A 16561-nucleotide genomic window follows, 5' to 3' on the forward strand; every position below is an offset into this window, starting at 1 on the left:
TAAAATGTAGTGATTTAACTTAATTATGGAACTACCAACCTATATGATGGATAACGTAAATTCTGATCCATACAAAAAAGAAGCACCCCCTCCCCTATCCGGAGAGAACGTGCTTCTTTTGTTTTCATATATCATTCACCAGCTTGTACATCTTCATCCTTCGTGTAGTTATACTGAGAAGGATCGACAGGCGTATATCCTTTTGGTGTATAGAATCTCAACAAGTCGCCATTAACTACTTTATCGGATAGCCCCAATTTAAATGCTACTTCTTTTTTCATCGCTTCAGCTTGCTCCAATTTACTTTCGTCGAGTGGCAAGCCTGTTTGGCTGTCATAATACTTTTCATTAATGGAATCGATCGTCGGGCTGACAAAATCGCCATTTCTGAATGGGACCACTTCATTATGCTCTTTCGAGAATAAATCCGAACCGAATTGAACGAAGTTTTTTGTATCGATTCCAAGCAAATGCAACAACGTCGGAAGAAGGTCTGTTTGGCCGCCATACGTGTGGCTGACGCCGCCTTTCAATCCGGGAGCGTGTATGAATAATGGAACACGCTGCAAGTTGGCACTTTCATAAGGAGTAATTTCTTTCCCCAACACTTGCGCCATCGCTTTTTTATGGTTCTCGGAAATACCATAATGGTCACCATACAACACAATGACCGAGTTATCGTACAAGCCCATTTCCTTTAAGCGGGTAAAGACTTTTTCAATCGTTTCGTCTGTGTAACGCGCAGTTTGGAAATAATCGTCCACACTGGCGTCCCCAGTCTGTGCTTTGTCAATGGACACTAAGCTTTGATCCATCGCATATGGATAGTGGTTGGCAACCGTAATGAATTTTGTATAGAAAGGCTGCGGCAGTGAGCTGAGCATACTTTCCGACTGTTCATAGAACGGTTTATCCAATAATCCATATTCCGCCATGTCGATTGGGTTAGTCGTATCATAATAACTCGCATCGAAGAAATGCTCGAACCCAAATTCTTTATAAATCGTATTTCGATTCCAGAAGCTGCCGTTATTGCCGTGGAAGACAGCCGATGTGTACCCATAATCCTTCAAAATGCCCGGCGCAGCTTGGTACGTATTTTGCGCTTTTGTAATAAAAGCAGAGCCTTGCGGCAGCCCAAATAGGGAGTTTTCTAACATGAATTCCGCATCGGACGTTTTCCCTTGGCCCGTTTGGTGGAAGAAGTTATCGAAATACGCGGTGTTCTTATCGTGTGTTAATGAATTTAAGAACGGTGTTACTTCTTCCCCGTTCAATTTATAGTCAATCAGGAAGTTCTGGAATGATTCTAAGTGCAAATAGATGACGTTCATTCCTTTGGCCTTCCCAAAGTAGACTGGGTTCGGCTCTGCGTAAGCAGATTGTGTATAGTTGATCACTTCTGTAATATCACTGCTATCCGCCATCGCCCGCTGCGATGAAGCGGCCGCCGTTTCCACCGAATCATAAATCGAGTAATTGTACATACCTAGATATTTCACAATATAGTTTCGATCAAAGCCACGAGTCAACAGCTGCGGACGGCTTGCTTCAGCCAGTCCTAGATTAATCAATGAAATGACTAATGCGCCAGCAATAATGGCAGACGCTGTTCTAGTTCCAATTCGATTCGTCCCTTTTTCTACCTTACGTGAAAATCGAAGGTACATCATGACGAATACATCTACAAAGAACAAAATATCAAATGGTTGTAGCAAAGACAAAATACTACCGCCTAGATCCCCGAAATTCTGCGTTTGGAAGAGAGTCGGCAGTGTAATGAAATCACTGAAAAACCGGTAATAGACGACATTCGCATACAAAAGAATCGACATCAACGTGTACACGACGACGAGCATTGTATATTTTCTCTTACCTTTAAATAAGAAAGAAATGCCTAGAAACAGCATCGCTGAACCGAGCGGATTGAGCAGTAACAGGAAGTGTTGAAGTGCTCCTTCTACCCCCAATTCAAATTGAGTGGTTTGCGCAATATAGGTTTTCATCCATAACATCAAGACGGCGACTGCATAGAATCCTAAAAAGTTGTGTAGAAAAAAATCTTTCACTTTCCATTGATTTCTCATGTAACCACCAACCTTTTATTTTTTAATTTCATATTTGATCTACGGAAAATGTAATTTTAAAGTTACTTTATTTCTACAACTAAAACATAGTACTCCTCTTGAGGCTTTTCGTCAAGTTAAAAACTTCCAAGTTAAAGTGGAGAATCATAGCGTGATCTGCTTTCACTGCATTCATCCCGACTGCCCTTCCGCCAATTCAGGACGAATTATGTCGCTTGAAGTTTCCGAAGGATGCCATAATTCTTACTGTTCTTATTTTAGCAGTCGTTAATCTGTTGTTAGGCGTCTGTTAGCTATCATTAAAGACGATGACGACATATCCTGAAAATAGAATGGACTCACCAGTTCCGCCGGCTAGAAGAGTATTCCTTTTTACTTAAAAAAGGAGCTTTCTAGTAAATGAAAATTACAGTGCCTTGTCTAGCACATCATCCGATAAAAAACGAAACTGTGAATTATTTTGGTTTATGGAAATCATAAAATTAACCATCTTAAATAAGCCGCGCACTGGAAGGACAATAATCTTACTTTAGTATGTACTCCTCTCACTTGTTTGAGCATACACCAAAAATTTTTGTGGCAACATAACAATTGGTGTAATATAATTCTTTTACTAGTTTTGCTTTGATCCTCCCATTAGTTAGAACAATTGCTCCTTTTTCATGAACCGCAATATGACCTTTTATTGCTGAAACGGCTCCTTTATGCAAGCATAATATAAAAGAGAAAATATGGTTATCCCCTTTTTTCTTCCAACAAATAGTATATACCTGAATTCTCAACACGCGCTTTTCAAAGATAATTCCTGGCCCGTTCATAAGGCTCTACCATATTCAGGGCAATGCTTTTTGTAGGTTCCAGTAGTCGACTTAGTGTTTTTTCACGAATGAATTATATACAATTCATTTCGAAAATCAATTAAATTCATCTGATGCTTAAAAGATACTTTTAATCAATAACAAAAATTAAATAAAAAACAAGAAGCAATGATTCTCATTCCCCTAAATTACGCCCTAATAGGAATGAGATTCAATGCTTCTTTAAGCGGGATAAACAGCACTGTGCTATTTTGTTAGTATTAATTTAATATCATAGTAGAAATTTTCACCAATAAGTTTATTCCACCATATTCGTCGGAAATACAATTACACCATGTGCATGTCTTCCATTTACCTAAATACTGAGGAGACCAGGAGTTTCAATAAAACTGGTGTTTATCGACGTTTCTAAATAGGATCATGTTGCAGCTTTCACAACGGTTTGCCAGAAAAAAGAGTATTATACTGGAAAGGCGGTGCCATTTAAAAATTTACCCGGTATTTTAGATTTGATTTCAAAAAAAGATTGTACTAAAGATTCCGAAACTTACTTTCTATAACTTTCCATTCTTGAATTCACACACTAAGCGGTATGTGAAAGTTGATCACTTAGAATTGATTGAAAGAAAGAATATTATTATAGTTCGGAGGTTTTATTGACTACCTCCCACTATTAATGCAGTGGTACTAACAATAGAAAGTAAAAGGTGGTAAAATACTTACTTCAAACTACTTTTGAACCGCTCTAGGCATTGAATCTAAATAAATATCATAGTTATTAAAACGTTGATTATACTCTCGAAGCAAATCATCTATAAATGCATTAATAGAAATATGTTCCAATTCAATCGGAAAATCCTTAGGTACCAGATTATCTTTTTTCAACTCATCAGTTGTATTGTATAATTTGGGTATCTCTTTACTGAAATCCACAATTAATAATGCACATCTTTCGTATTTATGATGTTCAGTTGTAGTATCTCGTCTGCCATTAATAAAGTTAAAAAAACTAATGTATTTTGCTATATTGGTAGTATTATTTTTAAATTTAACCTTATTATTAAGCATAGCAACATCATCATATTCTCTTACAGGTATTAAATAGACTTCACCAAGGCAAAGTTTCGGGTTAAGATTATGGAGGTTCAATGCTTCTGCAAAAGTTCTCTCAAATAAAGTATCTGCATTTTTGGCTAGACTACTCATTTGACTTCTTACATTTATGACTAATGTTTGTTCAGTGAGTTCTTTCCCAAGGTAACATGTAACATTTTCATGAACCAGTGGACCCCAACTAATTTTTTCTCTAACCTGTTTTATATTTGTAGGTTTAACACAGATATCCTGATCCTTTTGTTTTAATAAACCAGCAATCTTTAATTCTGGTTTACTTTGTCCAGGTGGCGGAAATATTTTGGTTGGATCGATATTAGCCCTAATGAGCTCAGCCTTAACAAGTTCGTGTAAATGATTTATTAAACCCTGCGACCTAATCAATGCTTCTTTTGCTTTTTGTCCATTGCCATATGGTTGACCTTTTGTATTGTACTGCGACCCTTTCACGGTTGCAGTTGTAATTGATAATTCAAGATCATCCTTTATATTAGCCAAAGCAGAATTCACATCCAAGAACCCATTTTTATTTACAGAATACACCATTCTCTTCCCCCTACTAAAATCCTATTCATAATTTATAGTATATATTAACTCTTATTTTGTCAAAACAAAAATTAATTTATGATAAAATGAATAAAAAACAACTGAGGGAGATTGTTATGAATTATATTTTTATTGTAAATGATATAAAAGGGGAAAAAGAAATTAAAGGGGAGAATATAATTGAACATTTGCTAGATATAAAGTACTGGTTATTTAGAGATACGTACCCTTTGGGTAACAGAGTTAAGAAGCTTGAGAAAGGCGATATGATTTTGTGTTACATGGCTGGTCATCACAGAAAGTACTTTGTTGCATCCTTTGTAATAGAAAGTGAGGCTAGAGATATAGATGAAATCAGTGGATTAGATGATATATTCTATGATATCTTCAAGTTTGCTATTCGAATAAAGGATGTTCGAAAATTTGCACCTCCAATAATTATTTATCCTTTAATTAACGACCTCGCTTTCATTAAAAATAAAGCACACTGGGGTATATTTTTTAGACAATCAATTAAATCAATTTGCAAGAACGACTACAAAACAATTGTGAATAGTCAAAAAAAGAGTAGTAATTAACTACTCTTTACTGTTTTTAAAATTCCAGATTGTATTTACTGATTAAAAAGCAATCTAATTCATTAATATCATCACACGATTTAACAAAAGCTACTTCGTTTTCATTCAGCGGAGGCAGAGTGAAATTATTAATATACTTTTTTTGATAGCAATAATACCCTCCACTAATCATATAACTCGTTAATTTAATATAATACTCCATAATTATTGAATTAAGGATTTTGGCTATAACCTCTAAGCTAGGTATATTATCATAAAATATACTATCAGATGTTACACCGTATATTGCATAACCGTTATTGAATAGTGCTGACTCTTCAAATAGGGTGAACTTAGGTCGGTCGGAATTCGTGGGTGATATTATTTTCATTCCAAAACTATCAAGTGCTTGACTTCTTCCATATTCATACCATACTGAAACAGTGGGATTACCGCCATTTCTAGTGTTTAGCTCTTCACGTGCAGATTCTAAATAGGAATAAGCAAATGGGAATTTTTCTTTTAATGTTTTCTCTGGTATTACTTTAATGTGCCCTGATCCATCTTTATAATAAGGGTAAATAATTTGAACTTTTTTCTTTACTCTACCAGTATGATGATCAATATTTGTACCACCTTTTATTAAAGGAACAGTAATCTGTTTTTCAATTTTGTAATCTTTCCCTTTGTAACGTTTTACATAAAATTCATTTTCGTCATTTATTGAATCACTTATATCCATTCCTATCATATATACGCTGTCTTTTTGAGTAGCAATCCCTGTACTTATTTTTAATTTTAATCCTGCATTCTCTATTTTATTTATGTTTCGTTTTTCTTGATCATTTAACAGGTTTATAGTTTCAGAATCGATATCACTGTAATGCAGCTTTTTTAATGAATTATTTATTCCATTTAAATTATCTTTATCAAAATTGCTAACTATTTCATAAAATAAGCTCTTCTTATGACTTCTATCAAGTGTAATAATTGATGAATAGGTCTGTGCATTAGGAAATAACTGACAGTCCTTAAAATCGATTATTTGTTTTATTAAATTATTTTTTATTAAGAAATCTCTAAGAGGTTGGGCAGATTTCATTTTCAGAAAATGATTGGGTACTATATAGCCTAGTGTACCCTCTTGATTTAAATAATTTACCCCAAGTTCGATAAATGCAAAATAAATATTAATACTCCCAGAAGTGGTAGTGATGAAATTTTTCTTTAATTTATTCCTCATCTTGACATCTAGATCCTGAATTTTTATGTAAGGAGGATTCCCTACTATACAATCAAAACCATCATTGACATCTTCTTTTGAAAATTGCTTTATCGCATCCTTTTCAGTGCTATCATAGCAGATAATATTTAAATTAATTTTTTCTACATCTACATTTTCTTTATAAGCTAATAGCAATAATAGGATTTTTGTTCTCCGAACATTTTCCTCCAATAAATCCATTCCAAATATGTTATTTTCAATAATTTTTACAATACTTTTGGATTTGTCCCTATTGTATAATCTTTCGGCGGCTAGAATAAGAAAAGAACCATTTCCACATGAAAAGTCACATATAGTTGGATCTTTATAGTGATCCATAGTCTCGGATAAAATATAATCTACAATATAACTAGGTGTGAAGATAATACCATTTGAATCTGTCGTTTTTTTGGAGAAGAGGGAGTAAAAGTATCCTTCAATATCCTTTAAAGTCCAAAAATTTCTTATTTTCATTAAATCCTTTTCCGTTTTTAAACAATGTTCTCTTAGACAGTTTTTCAAGAATTTATTTTTAATTCCATTTACGTTTATGCCTAACTGCTTTAAATAAATTCTAATTAATTCACTTTCTACTAATAAATCATCTGGCTGAGTATTCATCTGAATTTTTTCAACGATCATAGTAGACAATTGATCACCTCATAGTAATATTTAAAAAAAGATTATTCTCATATAATTGAAAAAAACATTCAATATGACCTATATAAAAATATACCACTAACAAATTTTTCTTTTTCAGAACATTCGTTTGAACTTTAAACGATCTTATCGATTTAATTATAGCATATAATGTAGAAATTACAACTGCAAGTAGAAAGGGTGTTGAATTTGATGAATATTGAGAATGTAATGCTTAACTGCAGGTTAAAAGATATTTTACACAGTAAAAATTTGTCGGCAAATAAACTTTCTAATGATATTGATGAAAGACGTACAACGATTAATGATTTAGTTAATAACAAGGAAATGGAAAAAAGACAAATACCCGCCAGGTTAATTGCAAAACTTTGTGCATATTTAGATATCACCCCATCTGACCTTTTTGAGGTGACTCGAAAAGATAACTAAGGTTCAAATATGAAGGAATATAAGTCATTCTAGTCTAAAAAACAACCAAAATTACTTGTCTTAACAAAAGAAGCATAAAATCTTATGGAGAAGGTGGGAGTCGAACCCACATCCAAAGGCTCCAATACTTAAGCGTCTACGCGTGTAGATTGACTATTACGGTTCTCGCTGCATTTTCCCTTCAATCAAGGCGTCTGAGCGCTATCCTGGTAGTCGCTTGCAACGGCCTCAGGAGGCGACCGTTACCGTATCCCACTAATAGGTGATCCTAACTATGCCACATGGGCGATAGAACTGCTAGGCAGATTCATAAGCTTACGTTGCGAATGCTAAGTTGTTGTTTGTTTTGCCAGTTATTAATAACTGCCGTTTCTGACGGAGTCGAGCCCTCCGACGCGCAGCTCAACCTCAAGACCACCCCTGTCGACTCCGTAACGTCCCCGTAGGAATGGATAGTAAAGTGCCTCATTAGTAAAATTAAGAAAAAATTTTTTATTCTACAATCGCACCTTGATTTAGGCGCTATTCCGATTGTTGTTATCTATATAATTAAGATACATAAAGTAACCGCACATAGGAAAGGAGAAAATATATGATTGATATACTCTTTAAATATATGTCTGACTTCACTTCAATCAGTGAAGATGAACAGCGGGTGATTTCTGCAAGTTTAAGAATTGATGAATACAAAAGAGGAAAACACCTTCTTAGACAAGGAGATCTTTCCGCCGTTAAATGTTATTACGTATTAAAGGGGTGTGTGAGGCAGTTTTTTATAGATGAAGCAGGTAAAGAGGTAACAACCAATTTTTTTACTGAGGAACAAGCTATACCAATTATCAACGAAAAGACTTCAGGTGAGCTGTCAAAGTATTCATTAGCCTGTATTCAAGATTGTATATTAGTTGTGGGCGACGTTGATGCTGAAAATACGATGTTTACCAAATACCCACAACTTGAAATCATGATACGAAAAATGATGGAGATCAACCTTGGTGAAATGCAAGACCAAATTGGTGAATTTATCAGCTCTACTCCAGAAGAACGATATAAAACCGTTTTAAGAAAACGTCCTCTGTTAATTGATCGTGTACCACAGCATCAATTGGCTAGTTATCTTGGGATGACTCCTGAGTCATTAAGTAGAATAAGAAAGCGAATTAAAGAAAGCGATCGTTAATAGATGCTCCCCACTCAGCAGGGACAATGTAATAAAGACTAACTCGACAAATTTTTTGAACGACATACCAACCAAATTAACTTAAGTCAATGAAGGCTGATTAACCCCTTGTTACTATTTGAATAGCAAAGAAATTACTTTGGAGGGGTTTAAATGAAAGCGATCGTTTGTAATAGATATGGTTCACCCGATGTACTTGAGTTACAAGGGGTGGAAAAACCTTTCCCTACCGAGAATCAAGTATTGGTAAAGGTTCATTCAGCATCTGTAAACTTTGGGAACGTCGTTCTTTTGCAAGGCAAACCATTTTTAGCTCGATTTGCCTTCGGAATAAGGAAACCAAAATACGCGATTCCTGGAGGGGACATAGCTGGTACAGTTGAAGCCGTCGGGAAAGATGTTAAGCAATTTAAAGTAGGAGATGAAGTATTTGGAGACCTCTCTGGTTGTGGATGGGGTGGGTTCGCTGAATATGTTGCAGTCCCCGAATTTGCTCTAGCCTTAAAGCCGAACAATATTTCGTTTGAGGAAGCAGCTGCTGCTCCTTTGGCTGGTGTGACTGCCCTACAGGGACTACGTGATAAAGGGAAGATTAAATCGGGACAAAAAGTATTAATCTATGGTGCGTCTGGTGGTGTCGGCACTTTTGCGGTACAAATTGCTAAAGCATGCGGTGCGGACGTAACGGGAGTATGTAGTACAAGAAATGTAGACATATTGCGTTCGATCGGGGCCGACCATGTCATTGATTATTCAAAAGATCGCTTCACTCAACATGAGGGTTATTATGATTTAGTTCTTGGCGTGAATGGCTCTAATTCCCTTTCCGCTTATAAACGGGTATTAAAATCAAATGGGATTTTTGTACATGTAGGAGGTTCCGAGGCTCAACTTTATAAAACATTATTTTTTGGACCATTTACTTCAATGACAGGAAGCAAGAAAATAAGCAGCCTGTTGCAAAGAGCCAATCAAAAAGACTTACATGTTTCTAAAAGAATTACTTGAGACCCGTAAAGTAAATCCTATAATTGTTAAGCAGTTTAAGTTAAGTTAAATAACTGAGGAGTTTAAATATTCTCAAGAAGGTAACGCGCAAGGTAAAGTGGTGATTACCATCTAATGGGGACCTCTCCTTGCTTTATTCATAAATAAAAAGACCAGACCATCTCATCGAAATTGATATCCTCCCGTATATTGACTCTGACATGTTGAAGAATTAACCTCTCGATCATGATTCGCTCCACACTGTCTAAGCTCGAAAGTTTCTTGTACACATACACATGACCACGTCACGTGATTTCGAAAAATCAACTGATTTTTATTCCACAGCAGAAAAAAATCGTAACCATCTACCTTGTGGGTCGATTTTTACGATTGTTAGCGTTTTGAATGAGGATTGTTGCTTAGTTATAAAAATAATCCATTACTGCTTTGGTTGTGGCATTCTTCTTTTCTTTATATTCTTCGAATTTCTCGCGCTCTTCTTTGGGAAGCTTCACTTTTAATTGCGGAAACTTGATCAATTCCCCGAAATCACTCACTTATATATATAGTATACATAGAAACCAAATATATTCCCATAGAGCGAGTTGCATAACGATGAATGGGAAGGGTTTCGCAGTTTTTGGAAAAACTCAAGTACCAGACCCAACCTATCTGATTCAAAAGTAAAAAGAATTAAGAAATAGCAGGTTTTTTTCAAGTTTCCCGTTAGTAGCAGGTATTAAATACCAATAAAACTCCATGATACTGAAATTTGGAGACGGCGGGAGTCGAACCTACCGTCTCAAAACACTGATATAATGCCTATAGACTTTAGAGGCTAATTATTTCTAACTAAACTTCTACTGTAGATTTTATTTCCACAATCCTCCATTTCTGTTCTAAGGCCGCTCTCGCTTCTGAAGTCAAATCACTTTCTTCTATTGCAAAAACAAATAAATGTGTGACTCTACTCATAGCAACATATAACAAATTTTGATGTGTAAATTGATATTTACCTTCTTTAAAAATACCGTATTTATGAAGCAAAACATTTGTTAAATGCTTTGCTTCATAATCTACTAATAGAACCGAACGAAGAGTTTCACCTTTAACCGAATGTATAGTAAAAATATCATCCTCATCATCTATCTTTACATCCCATACCTCGTTATCAATAGTTATATCTTTTAGTTTTTCAAAAAGATTATTACTAATAGTTATATTCGTTGAACCTCTTTCTTCTAAAAATGAATTAATCAGATTTTTTAATTTAACTTTCTCTTCATCTATATTACCTTTAATTATCTTAATAAGTAATTTGTTAAGTGACAACACTTGTGAATGATTGTTAAGCCATTTTTTAACTTCTAATAAATTCCCGCCTTCATTTATGATTCTTTTAATAACGAAATCGAAGATAGTAGTTTTCAGTGCTTCATTTTTTGATAATAACCTTTTTTGTTTTTTCTGTTTATATTTACTTCCAGCTTTAACATCTGAAGCCCATTTTCTTTCTAAGACTAGAACCTTATCTCTTTTATTACTCCCTTTAAAGTTAGCATCAAGTTCCTCATGTTCTTGAATAATATCTTTATACGTATTATAAATATCATTCTTATCTTTATATAACAAAATAATTGGTGTAAAGGACTTTTTTTCTCTATGAATAGATTGCATTTGTGATTCAGGCATAATTACATTTAAGTGTTCTGCAATTTCGCTACCAAAACGATTTGTTATATTTATTCTAAAAATATCTTCTTCTCTTACTATAGGCATCTGTTGGTTAAATGTGATTGTCTGATATGGGTCACCAATTTTCTGAAAAACATTATTAGGTGTGTTAAATAACTTTTCTAATAAATTCATACCTTTGGGGTGAGTATCTTGAAATTCATCTAAGAAGATATATTTAAACCTTTTGCGTAACACTTCTTTGAATCGATCTTCTGCTAAGAAAATCTCAGAAAATAAAAAGGTATCATCATACGTGAGAAGTCCATTCAATTTTCTAGACATCTTAGCATCAAGCATTAGTTCTCTGTAACTTTCAAATTTATCCCACTTTGTAGTATTATATAAATTTAATTTGTTATCTTCATTTACAAACAACTCACTTTTACTAATTCTTTCAGGAAGACTATCTCTAAATCGTTTAAATTTATCCTGATTAATCCAAGGCTTTTTTATTCCAACGAATGTTTTATAGTATTCCAAATCGCTTTTACCTTCATTATCAAATAACAAATCATTATGTTTATATTTATATTTGAAGTAAGGAAATACACAATAGCGATTAAAAAATTCATGAATAGTTCCAATAAAATGTGGGTGACTAATTGTACCTACACCTGCTTTAAGTAATGCACTGTTAATTTCATTAACAGCCACATTTGTATGTGTAATAATACATACACCATCTTTACTGTTAGTTGCTTTTAGGTTTTTTAGGAAAATAACAATCTTTGCAGCTAAAGTAGTTGTTTTCCCAGCACCTGGTCCAGCAATAATTGTTTTAGTCTCTGTTAGTTCTATAAATTTTCTTTGTAGACTATTAAACTCGCCTTTTTTATCAAGTAATATACTCTCTACTAATTTATAATCTTCTTCTTTAACTTTCACCTTCCTCTCCTCCTGTAACATGATATATTGCTTCAACAAGATGGTTTATTGAATGATCCTCTAATAAATCATCTTTTATATTTGTTTTATTATCTAATAAGTATTTTGCAAATTTTTGAGCTACTATTGCTTTGGACATTTCTTTTTCTAGTAAAAATTTATATACCTTTGTTGCTCTCGAAATTTTATCTGGACAATTACCCCATAATTGTTTCTGTTTATCTCTATTAGTTTGTTTAGTATATTTAATTTCCAGCAAAACATTTTCGAAAGCTTCTCCTATTTTACTCATTGCAATAGAATGTTCCAAAGTCCAAGGCTTGGAAATAAAAACTTTTGTTTTTTCAATATTATTGAAATAATTCTCCTTGATTCTTCCTTTGACTTCTTGTGCATACTTATCAAAATCAGGTGTTGATTCTTTTAATAGTTCCTCAATTTTTTTTTCTATTTCTTTTAATTTTAGTTCTTGTTCATTTCCAATGAAGTTTTCTTCAATTTTATAACCATATAATGTCTTTGATTTCTTAAATATATCCTTTGTAGTTACATAAATTCTTTCAAATTCATTTTTAATTTCATCACTCTCGTATAAACTAGCAATCGTTTTATTCAAATCTGTATTTATATTGAGATAACAAGGTCTATTATAGTATTCAATAGGCTTTAGATCTAAATCTGTGATAATTGAGACTGGAAAATTCATTAATTTATTTGCGTCTGCCCTTAAAAAGATTGATGAATATCTCTTAAATGCTAAATTACCAACATTTATTATGGAAATGCCGTATCTATGTAAGGGACGTCCGATAACTTCTGCAATAGCAGGTAAAAGTAAATTTTCTGCATCTCCTTCTACAAAGATAACTCCTTGTGCGAAAAACATATTAGCTTTAGTTGCATCTAGGAATCTCTCTAAGAACTCATAATCCCCCCTTTCTAATTTTGTATGTCCTGATTTCATAGGGAATGCTTGTTTATTATAAATAAAGATTACACTTTCCAATGAAATCGATGAAGCAAGAATTGGGCTGTGAGAAGTAAATATATATTGAATACCAGTTTCTTTAGCATTTTGCTCAAAGTGTTTTATGATTCGTAATTGCGCTTGTGGGTGGATGTGAGCTTCTACTTCTTCAATCATGGCTAGCTTAGGTCCAATTGCTTCTTCACTTAAAAGTAACAACTCAATAGCCATAAACAATAAATTGGAACTTCCCAAACCTGTACCAATTTCGCCTAAATTTAATTCTAACTTTCTTAAAATTTCTACGAAACTCATATCTTTATTTCGTATCTCTGGAATTTTTTTATTATTGTCCTCAAAAAACTGATCGACTGTTAACTCGATTTTTTTTAATACAGGCGTTTCTAAAACCTTTTTTAATTCATCAAAGGCTGTTTTAAAGCTCTCAACAATTTTTTTCTGTTCAATACTATCTTCAGTAAACTCACTTAAATTCTTTACAACCTGAGCAATTCTAGATCGTTTACCTGGACTTAATTCTGTTGCAGCATCTCTCAATGGTTTTAAATATGTAACTGACAATAATTGTCTAACAGTTTCTTCAAGTCCTTTTTCTAAGTCTTCTGGCCCAGCTTTTAAAGTCTTTTTAATTTTCATTTGTTTATTTATGTCTTCATAAATTTCAGCTTCTATTATTACTCGAAGGTCAGTTCTATCCGGATAGATCGTTAACCATTCATAAAAATAAGCCTCTTCTTCCTCACTTAAACTTCTAAATATACACTCGATTTTAAGTTTTGTACTTTCATTATGAAAATCTTGTTCTGTAATCCAGTTTATATCTTGGTTATTTGTAGAAAGTACAGTTTTAATAGCATCAATAATAGCTGTTTTACCAGCATCATTTTCTCCAACAATTATATTAAGCCCCTTGTTAAACTCGATCTCCATTCCGCATTTTCCATTAGCTTCCTCCCCAAATTTTCTCCAGTTCCACAACTTTAAACTGTGTAAATACATTTATATATCTCCTTTCAATAATAAAAATAGCTACAATAACACTAATTATAGTAAATTAACAATAACCGATTTAGAAATTTATCCTTTTAATACTATTTATGCAATTTCATCTATCATAACATAAGTAAGTTATAAATCACCCTCTTTAATGGGTCAAATTCCCAAACAACTATTTCTATTTACCTAGTTCTCTAACAGTATATTTCTTTTTAAAAAGCACTGACTCTCAGCACTATACTTACCTTTTTACAATCTAAATTGGCGTCTTAAATAACATCTCGACATACTTTTGTGTTTGAACCCACTCGAATTTATGAATCGTGACATCTTTTTTACCCCGCAATGACAAAGAATTTACCGTAGAGTGTGCCAAGTTCTTTACCATTTAAGGAAAAGTCATCTCACCTCTTTAGCAGCGACAATGTACTGAAGTTTAACTCGCCAAATTTTATGTACCAAATACCAGCCTTCATTAACTTAAGTCAATGAAGGCTGTTTAACCCCTTGTTACTATTTGATTAGCAAAGAAATTACTTTGGAGGGGTTTGTATGAAAGCGATCGTTTGTAATAGATATGGTTCACCCGATGTACTTGAGTTACAAGGGGTGGAAAAACCTTTCCCTACCGAGAATCAAGTATTGGTAAAGATTCATGCAGCATCTATAAACTTTGGGAACGTCGTTCTTTTGCAAGGCAAACCCTTTTTAGCCCGATTTGCCTTCGGAATAACGAAACCAAAATACTCGATTCCTGGAGGGGACATAGCTGGTACAGTTGAAGCCGTTGGGAAAGATGTTAAGCAATTCAAAGTAGGAGATGAAGTATTTGGTGACCTCTCAGCTTGTGGATGGGGTGGGTTTGCTGAATATGTAACAGCTCCCGAATATGCTCTAGCCTTAAAGCCAAATAATATTTCCTTTGAGGAAGCAGCTGCTGCTCCTATGGCTGGTGTGACTGCCCTACAGGGACTACGTAATAAAGGGAAGATTCAATCTGGACAAAAAGTATTAATCTATGGTGCGTCTGGTGGTGTCGGCACTTTTGCGGTGCAAATAGCTAAAGCATGCGGTGCGGACGTAACGGGAGTATGTAGTACAAGAAATGTAGACATATTGCGTTCGATTGGGGCCAATCATGTCATTGATTATTCAAAAGAGCTCTTATCTCAGCATGAGAGTTATTATGATTTGGTTCTTGGCGTGAATGGCTCTAATTCCCTTTCAGCTTATAAACGGATATTAAAAACAAACGGGATTTTTGTTCATGTCGGAGGTTCTGAGGCTCAACTTTATAAAACAATATTTTTTGGACCTTTTGTTTCCATGACCGGAAGCAAGAAAATAAGTAGCCTGTTGCAAAGAGCCAACCAGAAAGACTTACACGATTTAAAAGAATTACTTGAGACTGGTAAAGTAAAACCTATCATTGATAAGCAGTTTACGTTAAGTGAAATAACTGAGGCGTTCAATTATTTTCAAGAAGGTCACGCCCAAGGTAAAGTGGTGATTTCTATTTAACAGGGATCCTCTCCTTGCTCTATTTGAATAACCCGTTTTAACATTTTTAAAATATTTGTAGCCAAATAAATGAACATGAAAGGATGAATCATCATGAGTATTGCAGTACTTTACGGAGGAAGCCGTCCAAACGGCAATACAGAGACACTAACAAAGATAGCCATTCAAGGACTAGATGTGGAAGAGATTTATTTGAAAGAGTATACGATTGAGCCTATAACCGATAAGCGTCATGCTGAGGAAGGGTTTCAGGAAATCAATGATGATTACAACTTAATTATTGACCGGATTCTGCCGCATGATATTCTTATCTTTTCTACGCCGATTTATTGGTATAGCATGACTGGGACAATGAAAAACTTTGTGGATCGATGGTCACAAACTTTGAGAGACTCAAATTATCCAAACTTTAAAAAGCAGATGTCTCAAAAAAGCGCATACGTAATTGCAGTGGGTGGAGATAATCCGTACACAAAAGGCTTACCAATGATTTTGCAATTCCAACATATTTTCGATTTTATCGGGACACGTTTCGAAGGATATATTATAGGTGAAGGCAACAAACCTGGAGATATTATTCAAGATAAAAAAGCATTGTCTGCAGCTGAACAACTTCGAAAAGAATTACAATGAGACCATTCTGATCTGATATTTATTTTCATTACGTATCAATATGATGAATATGAAGAAAAACAGCCGGATAAGAGGGGAACCCCCTCCATTGGGCTGTTTTTTAGTGTTTTTTTCTAATATTGTTACCCTCTACTTAAATTATAACATCTACCAATAATTA

At 34.1% G+C, this 16561-nt stretch carries 11 protein-coding genes and 1 other RNA gene; 6 read left to right on the top strand and 6 right to left on the bottom strand.

Annotated elements, in window-relative coordinates:
• Positions 1-131: 131 nt before the first annotated feature.
• Positions 132-2087, bottom strand: coding sequence for a lipoteichoic acid synthase (ltaS, locus tag NCCP2222_RS15155; RefSeq protein ID WP_248513182.1), 1956 nt, complete (start codon positions 2085-2087; stop codon positions 132-134).
• Between the two features lie 1547 nt (positions 2088-3634).
• Positions 3635-4564: a hypothetical protein gene (locus tag NCCP2222_RS15160; RefSeq protein ID WP_248513183.1), complete on the bottom strand. Its 930-nt coding sequence runs from the start codon at positions 4562-4564 to the stop codon at positions 3635-3637.
• Positions 4565-4680: 116 nt separating this feature from the next.
• Here NCCP2222_RS15160 and NCCP2222_RS15165 point away from each other — a divergent pair, with 116 nt between their 5' ends.
• On the top strand, positions 4681-5142 hold the full coding sequence (locus NCCP2222_RS15165; protein WP_248513184.1) for an EVE domain-containing protein: 462 nt from the start codon (positions 4681-4683) through the stop codon (positions 5140-5142).
• Positions 5143-5158: 16 nt separating this feature from the next.
• On the opposite strand, the gene NCCP2222_RS15170 is transcribed toward NCCP2222_RS15165, so the two are convergent.
• Positions 5159-7027 (bottom strand): Eco57I restriction-modification methylase domain-containing protein, encoded by a 1869-nt coding sequence (locus NCCP2222_RS15170; RefSeq protein ID WP_248513280.1) that lies wholly within the window; start codon positions 7025-7027, stop codon positions 5159-5161.
• A 210-nt stretch (positions 7028-7237) separates the two neighbouring features.
• Here NCCP2222_RS15170 and NCCP2222_RS15175 point away from each other — a divergent pair, with 210 nt between their 5' ends.
• Positions 7238-7474 (top strand): helix-turn-helix domain-containing protein, encoded by a 237-nt coding sequence (locus NCCP2222_RS15175; RefSeq protein ID WP_248513185.1) that lies wholly within the window; start codon positions 7238-7240, stop codon positions 7472-7474.
• A gap of 82 nt (positions 7475-7556) precedes the next feature.
• On the opposite strand, the gene ssrA is transcribed toward NCCP2222_RS15175, so the two are convergent.
• Positions 7557-7916: a transfer-messenger RNA gene (gene ssrA, locus NCCP2222_RS15180) on the bottom strand.
• 150 nt (positions 7917-8066) lie between these two features.
• Between ssrA and NCCP2222_RS15185 the strand changes: the two genes are divergently transcribed.
• Positions 8067-8654 carry a Crp/Fnr family transcriptional regulator gene (locus NCCP2222_RS15185; protein WP_248513186.1) on the top strand — a complete coding sequence of 196 codons (588 nt, stop codon included), beginning with the start codon at positions 8067-8069 and terminating at the stop codon, positions 8652-8654.
• A 153-nt stretch (positions 8655-8807) separates the two neighbouring features.
• On the top strand, positions 8808-9662 hold the full coding sequence (locus NCCP2222_RS15190; protein ID WP_309295971.1) for an NAD(P)-dependent alcohol dehydrogenase: 855 nt from the start codon (positions 8808-8810) through the stop codon (positions 9660-9662).
• An 831-nt stretch (positions 9663-10493) separates the two neighbouring features.
• On the opposite strand, the gene NCCP2222_RS15195 is transcribed toward NCCP2222_RS15190, so the two are convergent.
• On the bottom strand, positions 10494-12263 hold the full coding sequence (locus tag NCCP2222_RS15195) for a UvrD-helicase domain-containing protein (protein ID WP_248513187.1): 1770 nt from the start codon (positions 12261-12263) through the stop codon (positions 10494-10496).
• Entirely contained in the window at positions 12253-14250 is a 1998-nt protein-coding gene (locus NCCP2222_RS15200) for an ATP-dependent nuclease (RefSeq protein ID WP_248513188.1), read from the bottom strand. The genes NCCP2222_RS15195 and NCCP2222_RS15200 overlap by 11 nt, the downstream gene beginning before the upstream one ends.
• Before the next feature lie 549 nt (positions 14251-14799).
• On the opposite strand from NCCP2222_RS15200, the gene NCCP2222_RS15205 reads away from it, so the two are divergent.
• On the top strand, positions 14800-15768 hold the full coding sequence (locus tag NCCP2222_RS15205; protein WP_248513189.1) for an NAD(P)-dependent alcohol dehydrogenase: 969 nt from the start codon (positions 14800-14802) through the stop codon (positions 15766-15768).
• A 93-nt stretch (positions 15769-15861) separates the two neighbouring features.
• On the top strand, positions 15862-16401 hold the full coding sequence (locus tag NCCP2222_RS15210) for a flavodoxin family protein (protein ID WP_248513190.1): 540 nt from the start codon (positions 15862-15864) through the stop codon (positions 16399-16401).
• Positions 16402-16561 lie beyond the last annotated feature (160 nt).

Source organism: Sporosarcina sp. NCCP-2222 (assembly GCF_023168145.1).
Lineage (GTDB): Bacteria > Bacillota > Bacilli > Bacillales_A > Planococcaceae > Sporosarcina.

Bases quoted from the DNA above. Each gene is read 5' to 3' on its own strand.
- NCCP2222_RS15200 (WP_248513188.1), bottom strand. From the start codon at position 14,250: ATGTATTTACACAGTTTAAAGTTGTGGAACTGGAGAAAATTTGGGGAG.
- NCCP2222_RS15170 (WP_248513280.1), bottom strand. From the start codon at position 7,027: ATGATCGTTGAAAAAATTCAGATGAATACTCAGCCAGATGATTTATTA.
- NCCP2222_RS15160 (WP_248513183.1), bottom strand. From the start codon at position 4,564: ATGGTGTATTCTGTAAATAAAAATGGGTTCTTGGATGTGAATTCTGCT.
- NCCP2222_RS15190 (WP_309295971.1), top strand. From the start codon at position 8,808: ATGAAAGCGATCGTTTGTAATAGATATGGTTCACCCGATGTACTTGAG.
- NCCP2222_RS15205 (WP_248513189.1), top strand. From the start codon at position 14,800: ATGAAAGCGATCGTTTGTAATAGATATGGTTCACCCGATGTACTTGAG.
- NCCP2222_RS15210 (WP_248513190.1), top strand. From the start codon at position 15,862: ATGAGTATTGCAGTACTTTACGGAGGAAGCCGTCCAAACGGCAATACA.
- NCCP2222_RS15185 (WP_248513186.1), top strand. From the start codon at position 8,067: ATGATTGATATACTCTTTAAATATATGTCTGACTTCACTTCAATCAGT.
- ltaS (WP_248513182.1), bottom strand. From the start codon at position 2,087: ATGAGAAATCAATGGAAAGTGAAAGATTTTTTTCTACACAACTTTTTA.
- NCCP2222_RS15175 (WP_248513185.1), top strand. From the start codon at position 7,238: ATGAATATTGAGAATGTAATGCTTAACTGCAGGTTAAAAGATATTTTA.
- NCCP2222_RS15165 (WP_248513184.1), top strand. From the start codon at position 4,681: ATGAATTATATTTTTATTGTAAATGATATAAAAGGGGAAAAAGAAATT.